At 64.5% G+C, this 20,395-nt stretch carries 21 protein-coding genes and 1 tRNA gene; 2 read left to right on the forward strand and 20 right to left on the reverse strand.

Annotated features, from left to right (window positions below; genetic code table 11):
• Nucleotides 1–5 precede the first annotated feature (5 nt).
• From nuoK to AC1DOP_RS10345, 18 genes are all read right to left on the reverse strand, one after another.
• Nucleotides 6–314 (reverse strand): NADH-quinone oxidoreductase subunit NuoK, encoded by a 309-nt coding sequence (gene nuoK / locus AC1DOP_RS10260; protein ID WP_036168632.1) that lies wholly within the window; start codon nucleotides 312–314, stop codon nucleotides 6–8.
• On the reverse strand, nucleotides 311–964 hold the full coding sequence (locus AC1DOP_RS10265) for an NADH-quinone oxidoreductase subunit J (RefSeq protein ID WP_442121784.1): 654 nt from the start codon (nucleotides 962–964) through the stop codon (nucleotides 311–313). The genes nuoK and AC1DOP_RS10265 overlap by 4 nt, the downstream gene beginning before the upstream one ends.
• Before the next feature lie 34 nt (nucleotides 965–998).
• Entirely contained in the window at nucleotides 999–1,487 is a 489-nt protein-coding gene (gene nuoI / locus AC1DOP_RS10270) for an NADH-quinone oxidoreductase subunit NuoI (protein WP_442121785.1), read from the reverse strand.
• 13 nt (nucleotides 1,488–1,500) lie between these two features.
• A complete protein-coding gene (gene nuoH / locus AC1DOP_RS10275) occupies nucleotides 1,501–2,583 on the reverse strand; it encodes an NADH-quinone oxidoreductase subunit NuoH (RefSeq protein ID WP_442121786.1) in 1,083 nt (360 codons plus the stop codon).
• Nucleotides 2,584–2,588: 5 nt separating this feature from the next.
• Nucleotides 2,589–4,931 carry an NADH-quinone oxidoreductase subunit NuoG gene (gene nuoG / locus AC1DOP_RS10280; RefSeq protein ID WP_477250936.1) on the reverse strand — a complete coding sequence of 781 codons (2,343 nt, stop codon included), beginning with the start codon at nucleotides 4,929–4,931 and terminating at the stop codon, nucleotides 2,589–2,591.
• 21 nt (nucleotides 4,932–4,952) lie between these two features.
• A complete protein-coding gene (gene nuoF / locus AC1DOP_RS10285; protein ID WP_477250938.1) occupies nucleotides 4,953–6,248 on the reverse strand; it encodes an NADH-quinone oxidoreductase subunit NuoF in 1,296 nt (431 codons plus the stop codon).
• Entirely contained in the window at nucleotides 6,245–6,721 is a 477-nt protein-coding gene (gene nuoE / locus AC1DOP_RS10290) for an NADH-quinone oxidoreductase subunit NuoE (protein ID WP_442121789.1), read from the reverse strand. Before nuoE ends, nuoF begins: the two co-directional genes overlap by 4 nt.
• Before the next feature lie 24 nt (nucleotides 6,722–6,745).
• On the reverse strand, nucleotides 6,746–7,999 hold the full coding sequence (locus AC1DOP_RS10295) for an NADH-quinone oxidoreductase subunit D (protein WP_442121790.1): 1,254 nt from the start codon (nucleotides 7,997–7,999) through the stop codon (nucleotides 6,746–6,748).
• Nucleotides 7,999–8,592 carry an NADH-quinone oxidoreductase subunit C gene (locus AC1DOP_RS10300; protein WP_442121791.1) on the reverse strand — a complete coding sequence of 198 codons (594 nt, stop codon included), beginning with the start codon at nucleotides 8,590–8,592 and terminating at the stop codon, nucleotides 7,999–8,001. The genes AC1DOP_RS10295 and AC1DOP_RS10300 overlap by 1 nt, the downstream gene beginning before the upstream one ends.
• Before the next feature lie 18 nt (nucleotides 8,593–8,610).
• A complete protein-coding gene (locus AC1DOP_RS10305) occupies nucleotides 8,611–9,087 on the reverse strand; it encodes a NuoB/complex I 20 kDa subunit family protein (RefSeq protein ID WP_135190173.1) in 477 nt (158 codons plus the stop codon).
• 3 nt (nucleotides 9,088–9,090) lie between these two features.
• A complete protein-coding gene (locus AC1DOP_RS10310; RefSeq protein ID WP_442121792.1) occupies nucleotides 9,091–9,450 on the reverse strand; it encodes an NADH-quinone oxidoreductase subunit A in 360 nt (119 codons plus the stop codon).
• A gap of 203 nt (nucleotides 9,451–9,653) precedes the next feature.
• Nucleotides 9,654–9,738 (reverse strand) — tRNA-Leu (locus AC1DOP_RS10315).
• Between the two features lie 227 nt (nucleotides 9,739–9,965).
• On the reverse strand, nucleotides 9,966–10,406 hold the full coding sequence (gene secG, locus AC1DOP_RS10320) for a preprotein translocase subunit SecG (protein WP_477250942.1): 441 nt from the start codon (nucleotides 10,404–10,406) through the stop codon (nucleotides 9,966–9,968).
• A 53-nt stretch (nucleotides 10,407–10,459) separates the two neighbouring features.
• Complete coding sequence (tpiA, locus tag AC1DOP_RS10325; RefSeq protein ID WP_477250944.1) at nucleotides 10,460–11,206, reverse strand: triose-phosphate isomerase; 747 nt, start codon at nucleotides 11,204–11,206, stop codon at nucleotides 10,460–10,462.
• A gap of 135 nt (nucleotides 11,207–11,341) precedes the next feature.
• On the reverse strand, nucleotides 11,342–12,328 hold the full coding sequence (locus AC1DOP_RS10330) for an NAD(P)H-quinone oxidoreductase (protein WP_477250946.1): 987 nt from the start codon (nucleotides 12,326–12,328) through the stop codon (nucleotides 11,342–11,344).
• Between the two features lie 639 nt (nucleotides 12,329–12,967).
• Nucleotides 12,968–13,303 carry a KGG domain-containing protein gene (locus AC1DOP_RS10335; RefSeq protein ID WP_442121796.1) on the reverse strand — a complete coding sequence of 112 codons (336 nt, stop codon included), beginning with the start codon at nucleotides 13,301–13,303 and terminating at the stop codon, nucleotides 12,968–12,970.
• 166 nt (nucleotides 13,304–13,469) lie between these two features.
• Nucleotides 13,470–14,084, reverse strand: coding sequence for a tetratricopeptide repeat protein (locus tag AC1DOP_RS10340; protein WP_442121797.1), 615 nt, complete (start codon nucleotides 14,082–14,084; stop codon nucleotides 13,470–13,472).
• Between the two features lie 33 nt (nucleotides 14,085–14,117).
• A complete protein-coding gene (locus AC1DOP_RS10345) occupies nucleotides 14,118–14,879 on the reverse strand; it encodes a GIN domain-containing protein (RefSeq protein ID WP_477250949.1) in 762 nt (253 codons plus the stop codon).
• Between the two features lie 400 nt (nucleotides 14,880–15,279).
• On the opposite strand from AC1DOP_RS10345, the gene AC1DOP_RS10350 reads away from it, so the two are divergent.
• Both AC1DOP_RS10350 and AC1DOP_RS10355 read left to right on the forward strand, forming a co-directional pair.
• Complete coding sequence (locus AC1DOP_RS10350; RefSeq protein WP_442121799.1) at nucleotides 15,280–16,692, forward strand: M16 family metallopeptidase; 1,413 nt, start codon at nucleotides 15,280–15,282, stop codon at nucleotides 16,690–16,692.
• Nucleotides 16,693–16,702: 10 nt separating this feature from the next.
• A complete protein-coding gene (locus AC1DOP_RS10355; RefSeq protein ID WP_442121800.1) occupies nucleotides 16,703–18,121 on the forward strand; it encodes a M16 family metallopeptidase in 1,419 nt (472 codons plus the stop codon).
• A gap of 64 nt (nucleotides 18,122–18,185) precedes the next feature.
• On the opposite strand, the gene AC1DOP_RS10360 is transcribed toward AC1DOP_RS10355, so the two are convergent.
• Together AC1DOP_RS10360 and AC1DOP_RS10365 are read right to left on the reverse strand one after the other, a co-directional pair.
• Complete coding sequence (locus AC1DOP_RS10360) at nucleotides 18,186–18,374, reverse strand: hypothetical protein (protein ID WP_075796307.1); 189 nt, start codon at nucleotides 18,372–18,374, stop codon at nucleotides 18,186–18,188.
• Between the two features lie 130 nt (nucleotides 18,375–18,504).
• Nucleotides 18,505–20,394, reverse strand: coding sequence for a hybrid sensor histidine kinase/response regulator (locus tag AC1DOP_RS10365; RefSeq protein ID WP_442121801.1), 1,890 nt, complete (start codon nucleotides 20,392–20,394; stop codon nucleotides 18,505–18,507).
• Between the last annotated feature and the right edge of the window lies 1 nt (nucleotide 20,395).

Below are 20,395 nucleotides of genomic sequence, written 5' to 3' on the forward strand. Positions count from 1 at the left end.
ACCGCTTAGCCCTTCAGGCTGTCGAGGTCTTCCACGTTGATCGTGTCCAGGTTACGGAACAGGACCACCAGGATCGCCAGGCCGATCGCCGATTCGGCGGCCGCGACAGTCAGGATGAAGAACACGAAGATCTGGCCTGCCGCGTCTCCCAGATAATGCGAGAAGGCGACGAAGTTCAGGTTCACTGCCAGCAGCATCAGTTCGATGGCCATCAGCAGGATGATGATGTTCTTCCGGTTCAGGAAAATACCGACCACCGAGATCGCGAACAGGATCGCGCCGAGGATCAGGTAGTGAGCGAGCGACAGAGTCATGGAGCCTCCTTCTTGGCTTCTGCGGCGGCCACTGCGGCTGCATCGATCGCCTTCTGGTTCACCGTCTGCATCTTGATGATGCGCAGACGGTCGTTACGCTTGACGCTGACGGCCAGGGCCGGGTCGATGGCCTTGGTGTCCTTGCGCTTGCGCAGGGTCAGCGCCACGGCGGCGATGATCGCGACCAGCAGGATCAGGCCGGCGATCTCGAAACCGTAGATGTACTGGGTATAGATCAGCTTGCCCAATTCCTTGGTGCCGCCGATGTGGCCGACGGCGCTTTCAGCCGGCGCTTCCGAAGTGCCCAGGAAGCCGCGCCACAGGACGGCCGCCATCTCCAGCACGACCAGCGCGCCGATGCCCGAGGCCAGGGGCAGGTAGCCCCAGAAGCCTTCGCGCATGCGGTCGACGTTAATGTCGAGCATCATCACGACGAACAGGAACAGCACCATGACGGCGCCGACGTAGACCAGCACCAGCACGATGGCCAGGAACTCGGCCTTCAGCAGCATCCAGATGCCGGCAGCGTTGAAGAACGCGAGCACCAGGAACAGCGCGGCGTGAACCGGGTTCTTGGCGGTAATGACGCGCAACCCGGCGATGACCATGATCGCCGAGAACACGTAGAAAAGAACAGTTGTGAATTCCATGACTTACGCAGGAGCCCTCTTGTTATTAGCGCGATTAACGATATTTGGCATCAGCGGCACGTGCGGCGGCGATGTCGTTCTCGTAGCGGTCACCCACGGCCAGGAGCATTTCCTTGGTGTAGTACAGGTCGCCACGCTTTTCGCCGTGGTATTCCAGCACCTGGGTTTCGACGATCGAATCGACCGGGCAGGATTCTTCGCAGAAGCCGCAGAAGATGCACTTGGTCAGGTCGATGTCGTAGCGCGTGGTGCGGCGGGTGCCGTCTTCGCGCTGCGCCGATTCGATCGTGATCGCCATTGCCGGGCACACCGCTTCGCACAGCTTGCAGGCGATGCAGCGCTCTTCCCCGTTGGGGTAGCGGCGCAGCGCGTGCAGGCCGCGGAATCGCGGCGAGATCGGGGTCTTTTCTTCCGGGTACTGCACCGTGATCTTGCGCGAGAACGCGTATTTTCCGGTCAGCGCCAGGCCCTTGATCAGTTCGGACAGCATCAAGCTGCCGAAAAAGTCTTTTACTCGAGTCATTTCTTGCGCCTCTTTACTTCCAGGGGTTCCACGACGTCTGCATGACGCCGGCGACCAGGACCAGCCACACCAGGGTCAGGGGGATGAACACCTTCCAGCCCAGGCGCATGATCTGGTCATAGCGGTAACGCGGGAAGGTACCGCGCACCCACACGAACAGCGACACGACCAGGAAGGCTTTCGCGAACAGCCAGAAGAAGCCGCCCAGCGCGCCGAATTCCAGGAAGGAGAACGGTGCCGCCCAGCCGCCCAGGAACATGATCGACGCCAGCGTGGCCACCAGGATCATGTTGGCGTATTCCGCCAGCATGAACATCGCGTAGGACATGCCCGAGTACTCGACCATGTGGCCGGCCACGATTTCCGATTCGCCTTCCACCACGTCGAAGGGGTGGCGGTTACATTCGGCCAGGCCGGAGGTAATGTAGATCACGAACAGCGGCAGCAGCGGCAGCCAGTTCCACGACAGGAAGCTCAGGCCCATGCTGGCGAAGTGGCCGCGGGTCTGGGCGCCGACGATGTCGGAGAAGTTCAGCGAACCCGACACCATCAGGATCACGACCATCACGAAGCCCATCGGGATTTCGTAGGAGATCATCTGTGCCGAAGCGCGCATCGCACCCATGAAGGAGTACTTCGAGTTCGAGGCCCAGCCGGCGATGATGATGCCGTACACCTCCATCGAGGTGATGGCCAGCAGCAGCAGCAGGCCGGCGTTGACGTTGGCCAGCGCCGCTTCCGGACCGAAGGGAATGACGGCCCATGCGGCCAGAGCCGGCATGATGGTCATGATCGGGCCGATGATGAACAGGCTCGGGGTGGCCTTGGCCGGCACCACGATTTCCTTGAGCAGCAGCTTGAGCGCGTCGGCGATCGGCTGCAGCAGGCCCAGCGGGCCCACGCGGTTCGGACCCACGCGGATGTGGATCCAGCCGATCAGCTTGCGCTCCCACAGCACCAGATAGGCCACCAGGCCCATCAGCGGCAGCAGGACGCAGACGATTTTCAGCAGCGTCCAGGCAAAGGTCCAGACGGTCGGACCCACCAGGTGTTCGCCGCCAGCGTAAAAACTATTGAGTACGTCAGGCATCGACATTTTTATTAAGCCTTTTCAATCGAAATCGGACCGAACATGGCGCCCAGCGACGAGGTCAGCTGGTGAGCCGCGGCCACGCGCACGACGTTCGCCGGCAGGCGCGCGTCGACGGCGGCGACCAGGGTCGCACTGCCCTCCCCTTGCTGCACGGTGACCATGTCGCCGGCCTGCACGCCCAGCACTTCGGCCAGCTTGGCCGAGATGGTGGCCAGCGGCGCCTGGGCGTCGGCGGTGCGCAGCAGCGGTTCCGAACGGCGCGCGATGGCGTCGGCGAAGTAGATCGGCACGTCGGCCAGGCGCTCCAGCTTCAGCTCGCCGTCCTTGACGTCGGCATACTTGGCCGACACCGGCGCCAGCCTGGCGACGTTGTTCAGCCTGGCCGACAGGTCGACGTCCTTGCCGCCCAGCGCTTCGTCGCGGATCGACTCCGAGTTCTCGTAGTCGAAGCCCGACAGGCCCAGCAGGTTACCCAGCACGCGCAGCACTTTCCAGGCCGGACGGGTCTCGCCCAGCGGCTTGACGGTGCCGTTGAAGCTCTGTGCGCGGCCTTCGCAGTTGACGAAGGTGCCGGCGGTCTCGCTGAACGGCGAGATCGGCAGCAGCACGTCGGCGTAGTCCATGCCGTGCTTGAAGGCCGACATCGCGACGACCATCTCGGCGCCCTGCAGTGCCTTGATGGCTTGCTGCGGGTTGGCGGCGTCCAGTTCCGGCTCGGCGTTCAGCAGCACATAGGCTTTCTTCGGCTGGGCGAACAGGTTCGCGGCGTTCTTCGACGTGGCGTTGACCAGGTAGCCGCCGACGGTGTTGGCGGCGTCGACGAAGTAACCGAACTTGGCGCCGGTCTGCTCGGCGATCCACTGGGCACAAGCGTGCAGCTTCGAGGCTTCCGGATGCTGCATGGCGGCGTTACCCAGCAGGACGGCGCCCGGCAGGTCTGCGGCGTTCTCGACCACCAGGGTCGCGGCGATGGCCTTCACCGCGGCCGACACTTCGATGCCTTCGAAACCGGCCGGGGCTTGGACGCCCTTGGCGGCGGCGACGGCGACGGCGATTTCCGACAGCGCAGCCAGCCAGTCCGTCGGTGCGGCGATGATGCGGCCGTGGGTCGGGATCAGGTTGTCGTCGTCCGAACCGTGGACGATCGTCAGCTTGGCGCCCGACTTGACGGCGGCGCGCAGGCGGGTCGCGGCCAGCGGGTGATCCTTGCGCAGGAAGGAACCGACGACCAGCACGCGCTTGAGCGTCGACAGTTCGGCGATCGGCATGCCCAGGTGCGGGACCACCGTGCCGTCCAGCGCGAAGTCGCTCTGGCGCAGGCGGAAGTCGACGTTCTCGATGCCGAAGCCGCGCATGGCTTTCTGCAGCAGGAACAGTTCTTCGACGGTCGAGTGCGGGGTCGCGACGGCGGCGATGCTGTCGGCGCCATGCTCGTGACGGATGTTACGCAGGCCGTGGGCGACGTACTCGAGGGCGGTCTGCCAGTCGGTGTCGATCCACTTGCCGTCCTGCTTGATCATCGGGTTGACCAGGCGCTCGGCGTTGTCCAGCGATTCGTAGGCGAAGCGGTCCTTGTCCGACAGCCAGCACTCGTTGATGTTCTCGTTTTCCAGCGGCAGCACGCGCATCACCTTGCCGCCCTTGACCTGGACGATCAGGTTGGTGCCCAGCGAGTCGTGCGGCGACACCGAACGGCGGCGCTGCAGTTCCCACGGACGTGCCGAGTAGCGGAAAGGCTTGGAGGTCAGCGCGCCGACCGGGCACAGGTCGATCATGTTGCCCGACACTTCGGAGTCGACGGTCTTGCCGACGAAGGTGGTGATCTCCGAGTGCTCGCCGCGGCCGACCATGCCGAATTCCATGACGCCGGCCACTTCCTGGCCGAAGCGCACGCAACGGGTGCACTGGATGCAGCGGCTCATCTCTTCCATCGAGATCAGCGGACCGGCTTCCTTCGGGGTCACGACGCGCTTTTCTTCGCTGTAGCGCGAGCCGCTCTTGCCGTAGCCGACGGCCAGGTCCTGCAGCTGGCATTCGCCGCCCTGGTCGCAGATCGGGCAATCCAGCGGGTGGTTAATCAGCAGGAATTCCATCACGGACTTCTGTGCCTGCACCGCCTTGTCGCTGTGCGTACGCACGATCATGCCCGGCGAGACCGGCGTGGCGCAGGCCGGCATCGGCTTCGGCGCCTTCTCGACTTCCACGAGGCACATGCGGCAGTTCGCTGCGATCGACAGTTTCTTGTGATAGCAGAAGTGCGGGATATAGGTTCCCAGTTTGTTCGCGGCGTCCATCACCATGGAACCTGGTGGGACTTCTACTTTCTTGCCGTCTAATTCAATTTCAACCATTTGATCGTTACCTGACCTGGTTTAAAGGTATGCGGGCACGAGGCAGTGCTTGTGCTCGATGTGATATTCGAATTCCTCGCGGAAGTTCTTGATCATCGCTTCCACCGGCATCGCGGCGGCGTCGCCCAGCGCGCAGATGGTGCGGCCCTTGATGTTGAAGGCGATGTTGTTCAGCAGATCCATGTCTTCCGGACGACCCTGGCCGTGCTCGATACGGTGGACCATGCGGTACATCCAGCCGGTGCCTTCACGGCACGGGGTGCACTGGCCGCACGATTCCTCGTAGTAGAAGTAGGACAGGCGCAGCAGCGACTTGACCATGCAGCGGGTCTCGTCCATGACGATCACGGCGCCCGAACCGAGCATCGAACCGGCCTTGGCGATCGAGTCGTAGTCCAGGTCGGTGTCCATCATGACTTCGCCGCGGATCACCGGAGCGGACGAACCGCCGGGGATGACGGCCTTGATCTTCTTGCCGCCGCGCATACCGCCAGCCAGTTCCATCAGCTTGGCGAACGGCGTACCCAGCGGGACTTCGTAGTTGCCCGGACGCTCGACGTCGCCCGAGATCGAGAAGATCTTGGTGCCGCCGTTGTTCGGCTTGCCGAGGCCCATGTAGTTCTCAGGACCCATGTTCAGGATGAACGGGACGGCTGCGAAGGTCTCGGTGTTGTTGATGGTGGTCGGCTTGCCGTACAGGCCGAACGAGGCCGGGAACGGCGGCTTGAAGCGCGGCTGGCCCTTCTTGCCTTCCAGCGACTCCAGCAGCGCGGTTTCTTCGCCGCAGATGTAGGCGCCGTAGCCGTGGTGGGCGTGCAACTGGAACGAGAACTGCGAACCCATGATGTTATCGCCCAGGAAGCCGGCGGCGCGCGCCTCTTCCAGCGCCTCTTCGAAGCGCAGGTATTCCTGGAAGATCTCGCCGTGGATGTAGTTGTAGCCCACCGTGATGCCCATCGCGTAGGCGCCGATGGCCATGCCTTCGATCAGCGCGTGCGGGTTGTAGCGGATGATGTCGCGGTCCTTGAACGTACCCGGCTCGCCTTCGTCGGTGTTGCAGACGAGGTATTTCTGGCCCGGGAACTGGCGCGGCATGAAGCTCCACTTCAGGCCGGTCGGGAAACCCGCGCCGCCGCGGCCGCGCAGGCCGGAGGTCTTCAGGTCGGCGATGATCTGCTCGGGCGGAATGCCTTCTTCCAGGATCTTGCGCAGGGCCGAGTAGCCGCCACGCTTGACGTAGTCGGCCAGGTGCCAGTTGTCGCCGTTCAGATCCTTCAGGATCAGCGGATTGATGTGGCGGTCGTGCAGGCTGGTCATTTGTTCAGTTCCTCCAGCAGGGCGTCGATCTTCTCGTCGCTCATGAACGAGCACATGCGGTGGTTATTCACCAGCATGACGGGTGCGTCGCCGCAGGCGCCCATGCACTCGCCTTCCAGCAGGGTGAACTGGCCGTCTTCGGTGGTGCCGCGGTAGTCGATGCCCAGGGCATCCTTGATGCGCTGGCCGGCGCGCTCGCCGCCCGACAGGGCGCACGGCAGGTTGGTGCACACGGTGATCTTGTGCTTGCCGACCGGCTTCAGGTTGTACATATTGTAGAAAGTCGCGACTTCCTGCACGGCGATGGCAGGCATGCCGATGTAGTCGGCGATTTCCTGCATCGTTTCCGGCGCCAGCCACCCCTTTTCGACTTGTGCGTGGGCCAGCGCGGCCATCACGGCCGATTGACGCTGGTCGGCCGGGTATTTCGCCAGCTCGCGGTCAATTTTTTGTAAGCACTGCTCAGATAACATTTTTTCTCTTCCTTATCGACCGGATCAGCGGTCAATCGAACCGAACACGATGTCCTGCGTACCGATGATGGTCACGGCGTCGGCAATCATGTGGCCGCGCGCCATTTCGTCCAGGCTCTGCAGGTGCACATAGTCCGGGGTACGGATCTTCAGGCGGTACGGCTTGTTGGCGCCGTCCGACACGATGTAGATGCCGAACTCGCCCTTCGGATGCTCGATGCCGGTGTAGACCTCGCCCGGCGGCACGTGGAAGCCTTCGGAGAACAGCTTGAAGTGGTGGATCAGCGATTCCATGTTCGACTTCATGTCGACGCGCGACGGCGGCGCGATCTTGTTATTGTCGATCATGACCGGACCCGGGTTCGCCTTCAGCCAGGCGACGCACTGCTTGACGATGCGGTTGGACTGGCGCAACTCTTCGATGCGGACCAGGTAGCGGTCGTAGGAGTCGCCGTTGGTGCCGACCGGGACATCGAACTCGACCTTGTCGTAGGCGGCGTACGGCTGGACCTTGCGCAGGTCCCAGGCGATGCCCGAGCCGCGCAGCATCGGGCCCGAAAAGCCCATGCCCTTCGCGTCTTCCGGGGTCACCACGCCGATGCCGACGGTACGCTGTTTCCAGATACGGTTGTCGGTCAGCAGGGTCTCGTATTCGTCGACGTAGCCGTCGAAGCGCTTGGTGAAGCCTTCGATGAAGTCGAGCACCGAACCCTGGCGGATTTCGTTCAGCTCGTCCACGGCGCGCTGGTTGCGCACCAGCGACGGCTTGTGCTTCGGCATTTCGTCCGGCAGGTCGCGGTACACGCCGCCCGGGCGGTAGTAGGCCGCGTGCATGCGCGCGCCCGACACCGCTTCATAGACGTCGAACAGGTCTTCGCGGTCGCGGAAGGCGTACAGGAAGGGACCCATGGCGCCGATGTCCAGCGCGTGCGCGCCCAGCCACATCAGGTGGTTCAGGATGCGCGTGATCTCGTCGAACATGGTGCGGATGTACTGCGCGCGGATCGGGGCTTCGACGCCCAGCAGCTTCTCGATCGCCAGCACGTAGCCGTGCTCGTTGCACATCATCGACACGTAGTCGAGGCGGTCCATGTACGGCACCGACTGCAGGTAGGTGCGGGTTTCCGCCAGCTTCTCGGTGCCGCGGTGCAGCAGGCCGATGTGCGGGTCGGCGCGCTGGATGACCTCGCCGTCCAGTTCCAGCACGAGGCGCAGCACGCCGTGCGCTGCCGGGTGCTGCGGACCAAAGTTCAGGGTGTAATTCTTAAGCTCAGCCATTATTTCATCCCGTAGGTTTCTTCGCGGATCACGCGCGGAATGTTTTCACGCGGCTCGATCGTCACGGGTTGGTAGATCACGCGCTTCTGCTCGGGGTCGTAGCGCATCTCGACGTAACCCGAAATCGGGAAGTCCTTGCGGAACGGGTGGCCGATGAAGCCATAGTCGGTCAGGATGCGGCGCAGGTCGCCGTGACCTTCGAACAGGATGCCGTACAGGTCGAACGCTTCGCGCTCGAACCAGTTGGCGTTGCGCCAGATGCCGGTGATCGACTGGACCAGGGGCATTTCGTCGTCCGGGCAGAACACGCGGACGCGCACGCGCCAGTTGTGCTCGATCGACAGCAGGTGCACCACCACCGCGAAACGCAGGCCATCCCAGGTGCCTTCGCCATAGTTCAGGTAGTCGACGCCGCAGAGGTCGATCATTTCTTCGAACGCGAGCGATTTGTCGTCGCGCAGGGTCTGCATCGCCGCAAGATAGTCGGCGGCCTTGACTACCACGGTTACTTCGCCGAGAGCCGACGAAATGGCGGCGCGCTCGCCGAGCGCATTCTTCAGGGCGAGCTCAAGGACTTCGAGTTTTGTCGTCATGGTGTTAGCTGCTTGGTTTTATCGCGCGATGGTGTTGGTGCGCTTGATCTTGTTCTGGAGCTGGATGATGCCGTACAGCAGAGCTTCAGCGGTCGGGGGGCAGCCCGGGACGTAGACGTCGACCGGCACGATGCGGTCGCAGCCGCGGACGACCGAATAGGAGTAGTGGTAGTAGCCGCCGCCGTTGGCGCAGGAACCCATCGAGATGACCCAGCGCGGCTCGGCCATCTGGTCGTAGACCTTGCGCAGTGCCGGCGCCATCTTGTTGCACAGGGTGCCGGCGACGATCATCACGTCGGACTGGCGCGGGGACGGACGGAACACGACGCCGAAGCGGTCGAGGTCGTAGCGGGCGGCGCCCGCGTGCATCATTTCGACCGCGCAGCATGCGAGACCGAACGTCATCGGCCACATCGAACCGGTACGGGCCCAGTTGATCAGCTTATCGGCTGTGGTGGTAACAAAACCTTCGTTTAAAACGCCTTCAATAGCCATGGCTTATTCCCAATCAAGGGCACCTTTCTTCCAGATGTACCAGAAACCGACAACGAATTCGGCGATGAAGACCATCATCGTGACGAACGCCGGCCAGCCCAGGTCGCGAATCGAGACGCCCCATGGGAAGAAGAATGCCGTTTCCAGATCAAACAAAATAAACAGGATCGCGACCAGGTAGTACCGGACGTCGAATTTCATGCGCGCATCTTCGAATGCTTCGAAACCGCATTCGTACGGCGACAGCTTGGCAGCGTCGGGACGGTGCGGCGCAATGATGCGGCCAAGGACTTGCGGAGCGACGCCAACGCCGATGCCGACAAGAAGGAACAAAAGGACGGGGAAGTAATTCTCGAGGTTCACAGCAGAAAAGCCTTATTGAACGATCGGTTGATAAAACACTGCATTGACTGCAGCACCGCATCGCGCAATCCTGGCTTTTTGCCTACCACCAGGATCGTACGACCGAAGACCCTGGGATGTTTTCCAGGATCCTCAGAGATCCTCGTAAAAAAGCCAGCTAGTGCAGGAGCGGAGCCCGTGCGCCCTAGCTGGCTTCTGTATCTTGGTGCCGACGGCGAGACTCGAACTCGCACAGCTTGCGCCACTACCCCCTCAAGATAGCGTGTCTACCAATTTCACCACGTCGGCTGGAGACCAGTATTCTACCCTGCCTTAGCACCTTTTTTCAATGCTCAAATTGCGCTAGATCAAGGAAAACTACTGTTTTTTCTCTACTGTGTTTTCGCTGTATTCACAGCCTGGCGGGTCGAGAAGCCGCCAGGGCTTGCTGGCGGAGAGAATCCACCGATACTACACCACCCCGCGCAAGCCTGCACGGAGGGGTCCGCATTTGCCCGTGCGGAGCGGAGCTTGCCTTACTTGGACGGAGCCGGAGCCGGAGCCGGAGCCGGAGCCGACGGCACGCCGGCGGCCGCCGGGACGTCCTGGGTCGCGGCCGGCGCCGGAGCCTGGGCGGCCGGCGCCGTGTTCGGCACGGCATTGCCGGCATTGTTTGCAGGCGCAGTCGCCGGAACGGTCGCGTGCTCCATCACCCCGCCGCCGATGCTGGCTGCCGGACGGTTGGTGCCGAAGTAGGCCAGCGCGAGGGTCGAGGCGAAGAAGATCGCTGCGGCGACTGCGGTCGACTTCGACAGGAAGTTGGACGAGCCGCTGGCGCCGAACAGGCTGCCGGACGCGCCGGAACCGAAGGCGGCGCCCATGTCGGCGCCCTTACCGTGCTGGACGAGCACGAGGCCGATGATGGCCAGCGCGGACACGACCTGCAGAACAACGATCAGATTGAACAACACGTTCATTATTATTCCATTCCAAGGTTAACTACGTTGCAAATTCTATTCTGGCGGCATGCTCAGGTCGCGTGAATAATAGCCAGAAAATCCTGCGCCTTCAACGCCGCCCCGCCGATCAGTCCGCCGTCGATGTCGGGCTGGGACAGCAGTTCGCGCGCATTCTCCGGCTTCATGCTGCCGCCGTACAGGATGGCCACGCCATCCGCCGCTTCGGCGTTACGCACCCGCAGCTGCTCGCGCAGCCGCGCATGTACTTCCTGTGCCATCTCCGGCGTCGCAGTCCTGCCGGTACCGATCGCCCACACGGGTTCGTAGGCAACCACGATCTTCGCCACCGCTTCGGCCGGCAGCAGCTCCAGCACCGCGTCGAGCTGGGCGCCGACCACGTCGAAGGTCTGCCCCGCTTCGCGCTGCTCCAGGGTTTCGCCGACGCAGACGATCGGGGTCAGCCCCTCCTTCAGCGCCGCCTGCGCCTTGCGCGCCACCAGCTCGCTGCTCTCGCCATGGTAGGCGCGGCGCTCCGAGTGGCCGACGATCACGTAGCGGCAGGCGAAGTCGGACAGCATCTTCGCGCACACTTCGCCCGTATAGGCGCCGCCCTCATACGCGGACACGTCCTGCGCACCCCAGGCAATGACACTGCCTGAAAGCAGGTCTTCGCACTGCTGCAGATAGGGTGCCGGCACACACACGGCGGCCGATGCCTTCGCATCGCCGAGTCCCGCGGCGATATCCGCCAACAAGGCCGCATTGACCAAACGGCTACCGTTCATCTTCCAGTTACCTACGATGAGCTTGGGCCGCATCAGAACCTCACGGTCAAATAACCCGCTATTTTAGCGGTCGTTGAATGGACGGTCAAACGAAGGCTGACCAAAGGCTTGTCATTCATGGTGTTTTCCAAAGTTGTGGGTATTCGTTTCCCGGTAGCCTGCGCCGGCTCAGGCGGGCGCCACCTGCAGCATGATCTTGCCGACGTGGGCGCTGCTCTCCATCAGGGCATGGGCCTGGGCGGCCTGCTCGAGCGGGAAGCTGCGGTAGATCACCGGCCTGATCTTGCCGGCCTCGATGAGCGGCCAGACACGTTCGCGCAACTCGCGTGCGACCTGCGCCTTGAAGGCCACCGGGCGCGGACGCAGGGTGGAGCCGGTAATCGTCAGGCGGCGGCGCAGTACCTGGCCGAGGTCGACTTCGGCGCGCGCGCCGCCCAGCAGCGCGATCAGGGCGATGCGGCCATCGTCGGCCAGGCAGGCGATCTCGCGCTTGATGTAGTCGCCGCCGACCATGTCGAGCACCACGTCGACGCCCTTCCCGCCCGTCAGCTCCTTGACCACGACCGAAAAATCCTCGGTCTTATAGTTGACACCGCGTTCGGCGCCGAGCTGCTCGCAGGCGCGGCATTTGTCTTCGCTGCCGGCGGTGGCGAACACGCGGTGGCCCATGGCGCTTGCGAGCTGGATCGCGGTGACGCCGATGCCCGAGCTGCCGCCCTGCACCAGCAGGGTTTCGCCCGGCTGCAGGGCGGCACGCTGGAACACATTGCTCCAGACGGTAAAGAAGGTTTCGGGCAGCGAGGCCGCTTCCAGCGGGCTCAGTCCCTTCGGCACCGGCAGGCATTGCTCGAGCGGGGCCGCGCAGTATTCGGCATAGCCGCCGCCCTGCACCAGGGCGCACACCAGGTCGCCCTTGTTAAAGCCGCTATCGCCGAGTTCGCCGTCGACGATCTCGCCGGCCACTTCGAGGCCGGGCAGGTCGGAGGCGCCGGGCGGCACCGGATACTGGCCGAGGCGCTGGAACACGTCGGGACGGTTGACGCCGGCCGCGATCACGCGGATCAGGATTTCGCCGGCCTTCAGCACGGGCAGCGGACGTTCGCAGGGCTGCAGCACCTCGGGCGAGCCGGGCTGGGTGATTTCGATTGCGCGCATGGAGACTCCTGTGCGGATAGGCCTGTTGAACAAGTGGCAATTGTACGCCACCGGCAAGCTGCGACCAAGCGAACTGCCGCCCGGAAATTGCTGATAACGTTACCATTGCGCAACTAAATGCTCAGCCGCAGTCAAAATGCAACGGGGCTTGGCGTCAGCTCAACAACAGTGCCGGGCCGGCGTGTTGGGACGGTCGCGGCTGCCGGATTGGCTCAGCGGGCTCATGCGTAGCGCATTCCCCATCACCAATGAACGCAACATGAAGTTGAGCTTACAGGGGGCCCAGGACTGGAGCACCGAGCGCCGGGTCGGCACCTGGAGCGCGGGCCAGGGCGGCCCGCCGGACCTTCACCGACCAGACCTTGCGCCTGATCGTGCACTCCAGTATCGGAGGAAATAAGGTCCGGATCCGGATCTCAAACGGAATGGGCGCGCCCACGCCCAGCGGCGACCACCTGCACCCGAACGGCCTGGACTACCAAGGCGATGGGGAATGCCGTGCCTCTGGAGTTGTTCCGTTTCGCTGGGGACCGCGGCGGTGAAGGACTGGTGCAGCCGGCGGCGGCCACGCCGGGATAAAGGTCGTCCCCGCGAAGGCGGGGACGAGGTGGTTAGTAATTACTGAGTGGTTGGTGGTAATTACTTCTTGTTGTCGTTCTTGTGGCTCTGCGAGCCAGCCTTCGCATGCTGCGCCGACGAGCCGCCGCGAGTGCCGCCGCCGCTGCCACCGCTGCCGCTCTGCTGGCTGCCGCCGCCCTGGCTCTGCTGGCTGCCGTCGTTCTTGTGGCTCATGGAGCCGGCGCGGCGGGCTTCTTCCGAGTTGAACTCGTGGGCATTGCCCGAAGCGTGTGCTGCCTTGCCGCCTTCCGAAGCGATTTCGCGCTGTTTTTGCGGATCCATCGATGCGAAGCCGCGGTTGCTGGTGTCGCTCTGGTTGTTACCCTTGTTGCCGCCGCCTTGATTGTTCGATGCCATGCTTACCTCCGATAATTGGTGAGTTATGCACCAGCCCGTTCGAAAACTGGCTGAGACAAGACCATGGTAGTCACCATGCACCAACCCGCCCACCATGAAAGCCCCATGGCTTTGTAGGATCGGGCCTTCAAGCCACGTCAGCCTGGTCTTTGCACCTGAAAGCAACTCAAGGGGTGTTGTTGCCGGTTCTGGACTGGGTCGGCAAGGGGGTGCCGGGCTTCCAGTTGCGCGACAGCGCCTGCCCTTCCTCGACCTGCTCCTGGGTCATCTGGCGCGCGATCAGGGCGCGCTGCTCGGTGGCGCTGCGGTGGCCGCTGGCGGCCGCCAGGTTCCACAGCATGTAGGCGATGACGAAGTCCTGGGGCATGCCGGCCACGTGGTAGCGGTACATCAGGCCGAGCGCGTGCTGGGCATCCGGGTGGCCCTGCTCGGCCGCCTTGCGGAACCAGGTGACGGCCAGCTTCTGGTCCACGGGCACCGCGTTGCCGGTGTAGTACATCGCACCGATCACGTACTGGGCGTCGGCCTTGCCCTGCTGGGCCGCCTTGTAATGCCAGGCGAAGGCCTGCTTGTAGTCGCGCTGCACGCCGCGGCCCATGTAATACATCAGGCCCAGCAAGTGCTGGGCATCCGCGTCGCCGGCCTTGGCGAGCGGCGTGATCTCCTTCAACGCCAGCGCATAGTTGCGGGCGTTGTAGGCGTTGGCGCCTTCCGTGAAGCCTGCCATCGCACTGCTGTGCAGCCCCAGGGCCAGCAGGATGGCAACGATGTGTTTTCTCATTGTCTCGTTCGGAACGGTATTTTTATTGTTGTGCTACTTCCAACTGACCTTGCCCAGGCCGTCGACCGCCACCTTGCGGTTCAGGGGCTTGCCGTACACCGTTACCGAGCCCATGCCGGACAGGTTCAGGCTGGCGTTCTGGTGCGCCGTAACGCTGGCATTGCCGAGGCCGGACAGGTCGACGTTGACGCTGTCGGCGACGAATTCCTTCGCATCCAGGCTGCCCAGGCCGCCGAGGTCGGCCTTCAGCCATCTGGCGCGTCCATTGAGGGTCACGAAACCGGCGCCGCGCAGATTCAGGTCGACGCCCTCGCCGCTCAGGCTGGTCAGGTTCATGCTGCCGATGCCGCCCAGGCTGGCCGTCACCATCCTGTAATTACACGAGATGCGCATCGATCCGGCGCCATCCAGGCTCAGTTCCAGCTCGTCGCCGGAGAAACCGGAGACGTCGGTCGAACCCAGGCTCTCGGAACTCACCTCGCGCAGCGCGGGCAGGGTCAGCTCGGCGTGCAGGGAACCGAGGCGCACGCGGCCGTGGACGTCGGTATCGATGTTCAGCGTATCGCCGCTCTGCACCGTCACGGTCTTGGCCAGCCAGCGCGGATCGCCGCTCAGGGTCAGGGTGGCCGTGCTGCCCTGCCTGATCCGCAGGTCGACCGCGCCGTCGAGCTTCACGCGCACCACGCGTGCATCGATGGGGCGGGTCTCGGTGGCGACCTCGGGCGCTGCCTGCGCTACACCGAAACAGGCAACAATTCCCGCGGCCGCCATGCCGAGCTTAAAAACCTTGTTCATCCAGTTCTCCGAATCCATGTTCTTGTTGTGCAAGCGTACCGTGCTCGATGAAATTGTGCTAGTTCGACAATTTTCAAGATGGCATCACACATGGTCAGAGTAAAGCCCCGGCGCGTCCATGCCCACGGGATTGCGACGAACTGCAGAAAGCGGGCCCCGAGCGACACGATGGCGGGAATGACATGCAGGCCGGAGACGCGGCGGAACCGGCCATTATGCGCCGCCCCACCATGAAAAACTGTACGGATTTGTCATCGAATCGTCTCCGCTTTTAGTTGCCACCCAAACAAAAAGTTACTTATTTGCATGACATTGCGCTAATATGAGCCGCTGCCTGGATACGATCCGGACAGAAAGACGCAGTTTCTAGTTCAGCCCAAACCAGAGGTTATCAATGCGCATGCGCCTATTACCCGCCCTGCTGGCCGGGGTGTCGCTGTCGATGTCCGCGTACGCCGCGAACAGCGACCAGTGGACCCTGCCGGTCAACGTCAAGAAGCTCGACAACGGCCTGACGGTCGTCGTCTCCGAAGACCACAGCTCGCCGACCGTCGGCGTGTCGGTCGTCTACCACGTCGGCATGCGCCTGGAGCCGCGCAACCGCACCGGTTTCGCCCACCTGTTCGAACACCTGATGTTCCAGGGCACGCCGAATTCGCCGAAGGGCGTGTTCGACCGCACCATCACCGGCGGCGGCGGCCGCAACAACGGTTCGACCCGTCCGGACTTCACCAACTACATCGAGACCGCGCCGGTGTCCTCGCTCGAGCCCATCCTGTGGCTGGAAGCGGACCGCATGAAGACCCTCGACTTCAACCCGGCCACGCTGAAGAACCAGCAGGACGTGGTGAAGGAAGAGATCCGCGTGAACGTGAAGAACCAGCCCTACGGCGGCTTCAACTGGATCGATATCAGCAAGCTGGCCTTCAACAAGTGGGAGAACAACCACGACGGCTACGGCAGCTTCGAAGACCTCGAGGGCGCCAGCCTGGACGACGTGCGCGGTTTCCACCGCGACTACTACGGCCCGAACAACGCGGTGCTGGCGATCGCCGGCGACGTCACGCCGGCCCAGGGCTTCGCGCTGGCCCAGAAATACTTCGGCGGCATCGCCAGGCGCGCGACCCCGAAAGCCACCGACTTCTCGGAAGGCCTGAACACCCAGGAAAAACGCATCGAGCAGAGCGACGCCCTGGCCCAGGTGCCGGCCGTGGCCGCCGCCTGGAAAGTACCGGCCCGTGGCACCGCCGACCAGGCCCCGATGGCCGTACTGGCCGAACTGCTGGCCGGCGGCGACGCCTCGCTGTTCTACCAGGGCATGGTGAAGGGCCGCGAGATCGCGCTGAACATCTCCGGCGGCTTCGGCCTGACCGGGCCGTTCGAGTACGACGGCCCGACCCTGTTCACCGTCACCGGCCTGTACAAGCCGAACAGCAGCGCCGACGCCATGCTGGCCGCGATGGACGAGGAGATCGCCAAGGTCGCCAGGGACGGCGTCGACGAAGCCACCCTGAAGCGCGTCAAGACCAGCATGCTGTCCGACTGGAACAACGGTCTCGAAAACATCCTGAGCCGCGCCGATACCCTGGCCAAGCTGCAGACCCTGTGGGGCGACGCCAACGTGGTCAACAAGGTGCCGGGCTGGATCGAAGGCGTGACGTCGAAGGATGTCCAGCGCGTCGCCGCCACCTACCTGGTGAAGGCCAACCGCACCGTGATCGACCGCAGGCCGGTGGCGAAGCCCGCACCGGCGGCCGCGCCGCAGCCGGCCAACAAGGCCGACACCGCCCCGGCCCCAACCGACAAGAAATAAGGAGAGCACGATGAAAAAACTGATGCTCATTTCCGCCATCTCGATGGCGTTTGCAAGCCCGGCCTTCGCCGCCGAAGCCGCCGCCCCGGCCAAGCCGGCCGGCATGCCCGCCTACGGCAAGGACAAACCGCTGCCCTCCCCGCACATCGCCAAGAAGACCCTGGCCAACGGCCTGCAGGTCTGGGTGGTGCCGCGCAACGGCGTGCCGCGCGTCGACATGGTACTGGCCGTGCGCGGCGCCGGCTTCATCGCCGACGACGCCGCCCATCCGGGCTTCGCCAGCATGTTGGCGGGCCTGCTGAACGAAGGCACCGCCAAACACGATTCGCGCGCCATCGCCGAACTGGCCCAGGGCCTGGGCGGCTCGGTGGGCGGCGGCGCCAGCGCCGACGGCATCACCGTCAGCGCCAACGCCCTGGCGTCGCAGGCCGGCGCCATGATGCAGCTGCTGGCCGAAGTCGCGCGCACACCAATCTTCCCGGCCAAGGAAGTGGCACTGGCCAAGGCCAACGCGCTGCAGTCCCTGCGCGTGCAGGAAACCCAGCCGCGCTTCCGCGCCGAGCGCGCCGTCAACCGCGCAGTATTCGGCGAGCACCCCTACGGCCACACCACGCCGACCGTCGAAGGCATCAATTCGGTCGACGAAGCGTTGCTGCGCGCCGAGCACGCCAAGCGCTTCCGTCCGGACCAGGCGCTGCTGGTGATCACCGGCCGCATCAAGGAGGCTGATGCCATGAAGCTGGCCCAGCATGCCTTCGGCGACTGGAAGGCCGAAGGCTCCGCCCCGGCGGCAAGCGCAACGGCGCCGGCCGCCGCCAAGCCGGTCCACATCCTGCTGGAGCGTCCGGGCAGCGTGCAGTCGACCATCCGCGTGGCCGGCTCCGGCATCGCCGCCACCGCCGGCGACCAGGTGCCGCTGCGCCTGGCCAGCACCATCCTGGGCGGCGGCTTCTCGAGCCGCGTCAACATCAACCTGCGCGAGGAAAAGGGCTACACCTACGGCGCCTCGGCCGGCGCGCGCATGATGCGCGAAGGCGGCAGCATCGTCGGCGGCGCCGACGTACGCAACGAAGTCACCGGCGCGGCCCTGAGCGAGTACTTCAACGAGTACAAGCGCATCGGCGGCGAGCTGATCTCGCCGCAGGAAATGGAGATGCACAAGCGCTACGTGGCCGGCGGCTACGTGCTGTCCAACCAGATGCAGCGCGCGGTGGCCGCCACCCTGGCGATGAACTGGCTGGTCGGCCTGCCGCCCGAGTTCCTGTCCCAGTACGTGCCGCTGATCCAGAAGGTCACGCCGGAACAGGTGCGCGACGTCTCGAAGAAGTACTTCAACCCCGAGCACCAGTCGATCGTCGTGGTCGGCGACAGCAAGTCCGTGGGTGAGCAGTTGAAGGCTTTCGGCGACTTCACCGTCACCGACAAGTAATCCCTCGCAAGGACGAGCAAGAGCCTCCCGGGTGCGAGCCCGGGAGGCTTTTTTCATCCGCGGATCACTTCTTGGCCGACTGCTTGCTGCCGCCGCTCGACGACTGCTTGGTCTCGCCGTGCTCGGCGCGCTGCTTGTTGACGATGCGCGAGGCGACTTCCTCCTCGCGGCCGGGGTAGCGGTGTTCCTTCTTGAACTCGGTCTCGAGCTTCTTGTACTCGCGCTCGCGTTTCGGGCTGGCTCCCTTGGGCATGATGACCTCCGTGTGGTGGCGATGCCGCCAGAATAGGACGTCGGCCAGTGCGATTCCGTGCGTTGGCGAACGCAATGCGTGGGCACGCCCGTCTTGAGGCCCCGGCCTCAAGACCCCACGCATCGTTCGATCAGCCCTGCAGGGCTTTTTCGAGGTCGTCCAGCTCCGCCGGCTTCACCAGGTGTGCATCGAAACCCGCCTCCTGCGCCTTGCGGCGGTCTTCCGGCGAACCGTAGCCGGTGTGGGCCACCAGCCGGATCGACTTCAGTTCCGGGTGCTGCTTGAGCATGCGCGCCACCTCGTAGCCGTCGACGTTCGGCAGGCCGATGTCGAGCACGATCACCTCTGGGCGGAGGGCCGAAGCCAGCTCGACGATGCCGCTGGCGTCGGCCGTGGTATGGGCTTCGTAGCCCATCTCGGTCAGCAGGAAGGCCATCATCTCCATGGCGTCGACATTGTCGTCGACCAGCAGCACGCGGCGCCCCTTCGTTCCCGCCTGACCGCCCTCCTCCGCGGCCGGCGCGGCCTGTTCCGGCATCGAGGTGCGCAGCACCGGCAGCTCGACCGTGAAGGTGCTGCCCATGCCGATCCCGGGGCTGCTGGCGGTCAGGCGGCCGCCGTGCATCTCGAGCAGGCGCGAGACCAGCGACAGGCCGATCCCCAGCCCTTCCGGCGCGCGGTCCGGCGGCACGGCGGCCTGGGCGAACATGCCGAAGATGCGCGGCAGGTTGTCCTCGGCGATGCCGATGCCGTTGTCCTGCACCGCGATACGCACGGTATCGCCGTCCAGCTGGACCTCGACGTGGATCAGTCCGCCCTTCGGCGTGAACTTGGCGGCGTTGTGCAGCAGGTTGCCCATCGACTGGGCCAGGCGCACCGGATCGCCCGAGACCCAGACCTGGCGCTCGGGCTGGACCACCTCGAGGCGGTGCGCGCGCGCCGCGATCAGCGGACCGGCGGTCTCGATCGCCTGCGCGATCACGCCCTTGATGTCGACTTCTTCCCTGCGCAGCGCGATCTTGCCTTCCGAGATGCGCGCCACGTCCAGCAGGTCGTCGACCAGGTGGGCCAGGTGGTCGACCTGGCGCGTGATGACTTCGCGCGCGCGCGCCTGGAGCTCGGCGGCGGCGGAGCCGGTGGAGCCCAGCAGCGCGGCCGCATTGCGGATCGGCGACAGCGGATTGCGCAGCTCGTGCGCCAGGGTCGCCAGGAATTCGTTCTTGTTGCTGTCGGCCGCGCGCAGCAGGCCTTCCATCTCCTTGCGCCGCGTGATGTCGCTGGTGACGCGCGCCACGCGGTAGACCTCGTCGCGGCCGTCGCGCACCGGGAACAGGCGGTCGCGCACCCAGCGCAGCGAACCGTCCTCCAGCACGATACGGAACTCGGCCTCGTAATGCGGATTGCCCTGCAGGCCGCGCCACAGGCTGTCGATATGGCTGCGGTCGTCGGGATGCACCGAATCCCTCCAGCTGCCCGGCTCGCGTTCCAGCGACTCGATGCTGCGGCCCCAGATCGCGGCATAGGCCGGGCTCACGTATTCGAGCGCCCCCTCGGGCACCGAGAACATCCAGAACACGTCCTCGATGTTGTCGGTCAGCTGGCGGAAGCGCTCCTCGCTGTCGCGCAGCGCGCTCTGGGTGCGGCGCATGCGCAGCAGCGCCTTGACGTTGGCGATCAGCTCGTCGGCTTCGATCGGCGCCGCCAGGTAGTTGTCGGCGCCGCCCTCGAGGCCGCGGATCTTGTCGGCGCGCCCGGTCAGCGCGGCCGAGGTCTGCAGCACCAGCACCAGGGCACTGTCGGGGTCGGCCTTGATGCGGCGGCAGACCTCGATGCCGTTGATGTCGGGGAGCTTGACGTCCAGCAGGACCAGCGCGATCCCGCCGCGCTTGACGGCCGCCAGCGCGTCGGTGCCGTTGGTGGCTTCGACGACCTCGAATCCGGCGCTCTGCAGGATCCGCGTCTTGGCGTAGCGGGCGCCGTCGTTGTCGTCGACATTCAGGATCAGGGTGGAGTTCGTCATC

It is taken from the genome of Massilia sp. 01N410, from assembly GCF_056399665.1.

Coding starts and splice junctions, on each gene's coding strand:
- nuoK (WP_036168632.1), bottom strand. CDS start 314: ATGACTCTGTCGCTCGCTCACTACCTGATCCTCGGCGCGATCCTGTTC.
- AC1DOP_RS10265 (WP_442121784.1), bottom strand. CDS start 964: ATGGAATTCACAACTGTTCTTTTCTACGTGTTCTCGGCGATCATGGTC.
- nuoI (WP_442121785.1), bottom strand. CDS start 1,487: ATGACTCGAGTAAAAGACTTTTTCGGCAGCTTGATGCTGTCCGAACTG.
- nuoH (WP_442121786.1), bottom strand. CDS start 2,583: ATGTCGATGCCTGACGTACTCAATAGTTTTTACGCTGGCGGCGAACAC.
- nuoG (WP_477250936.1), bottom strand. CDS start 4,931: ATGGTTGAAATTGAATTAGACGGCAAGAAAGTAGAAGTCCCACCAGGT.
- nuoF (WP_477250938.1), bottom strand. CDS start 6,248: ATGACCAGCCTGCACGACCGCCACATCAATCCGCTGATCCTGAAGGAT.
- nuoE (WP_442121789.1), bottom strand. CDS start 6,721: ATGTTATCTGAGCAGTGCTTACAAAAAATTGACCGCGAGCTGGCGAAA.
- AC1DOP_RS10295 (WP_442121790.1), bottom strand. CDS start 7,999: ATGGCTGAGCTTAAGAATTACACCCTGAACTTTGGTCCGCAGCACCCG.
- AC1DOP_RS10300 (WP_442121791.1), bottom strand. CDS start 8,592: ATGACGACAAAACTCGAAGTCCTTGAGCTCGCCCTGAAGAATGCGCTC.
- AC1DOP_RS10305 (WP_135190173.1), bottom strand. CDS start 9,087: ATGGCTATTGAAGGCGTTTTAAACGAAGGTTTTGTTACCACCACAGCC.
- secG (WP_477250942.1), bottom strand. CDS start 10,406: ATGAACGTGTTGTTCAATCTGATCGTTGTTCTGCAGGTCGTGTCCGCG.
- tpiA (WP_477250944.1), bottom strand. CDS start 11,206: ATGCGGCCCAAGCTCATCGTAGGTAACTGGAAGATGAACGGTAGCCGT.
- AC1DOP_RS10330 (WP_477250946.1), bottom strand. CDS start 12,328: ATGCGCGCAATCGAAATCACCCAGCCCGGCTCGCCCGAGGTGCTGCAG.
- AC1DOP_RS10335 (WP_442121796.1), bottom strand. CDS start 13,303: ATGGCATCGAACAATCAAGGCGGCGGCAACAAGGGTAACAACCAGAGC.
- AC1DOP_RS10340 (WP_442121797.1), bottom strand. CDS start 14,084: ATGAGAAAACACATCGTTGCCATCCTGCTGGCCCTGGGGCTGCACAGC.
- AC1DOP_RS10345 (WP_477250949.1), bottom strand. CDS start 14,879: ATGAACAAGGTTTTTAAGCTCGGCATGGCGGCCGCGGGAATTGTTGCC.
- AC1DOP_RS10350 (WP_442121799.1), top strand. CDS start 15,280: ATGCGCCTATTACCCGCCCTGCTGGCCGGGGTGTCGCTGTCGATGTCC.
- AC1DOP_RS10355 (WP_442121800.1), top strand. CDS start 16,703: ATGAAAAAACTGATGCTCATTTCCGCCATCTCGATGGCGTTTGCAAGC.
- AC1DOP_RS10360 (WP_075796307.1), bottom strand. CDS start 18,374: ATGCCCAAGGGAGCCAGCCCGAAACGCGAGCGCGAGTACAAGAAGCTC.
- AC1DOP_RS10365 (WP_442121801.1), bottom strand. CDS start 20,394: ATGACGAACTCCACCCTGATCCTGAATGTCGACGACAACGACGGCGCC.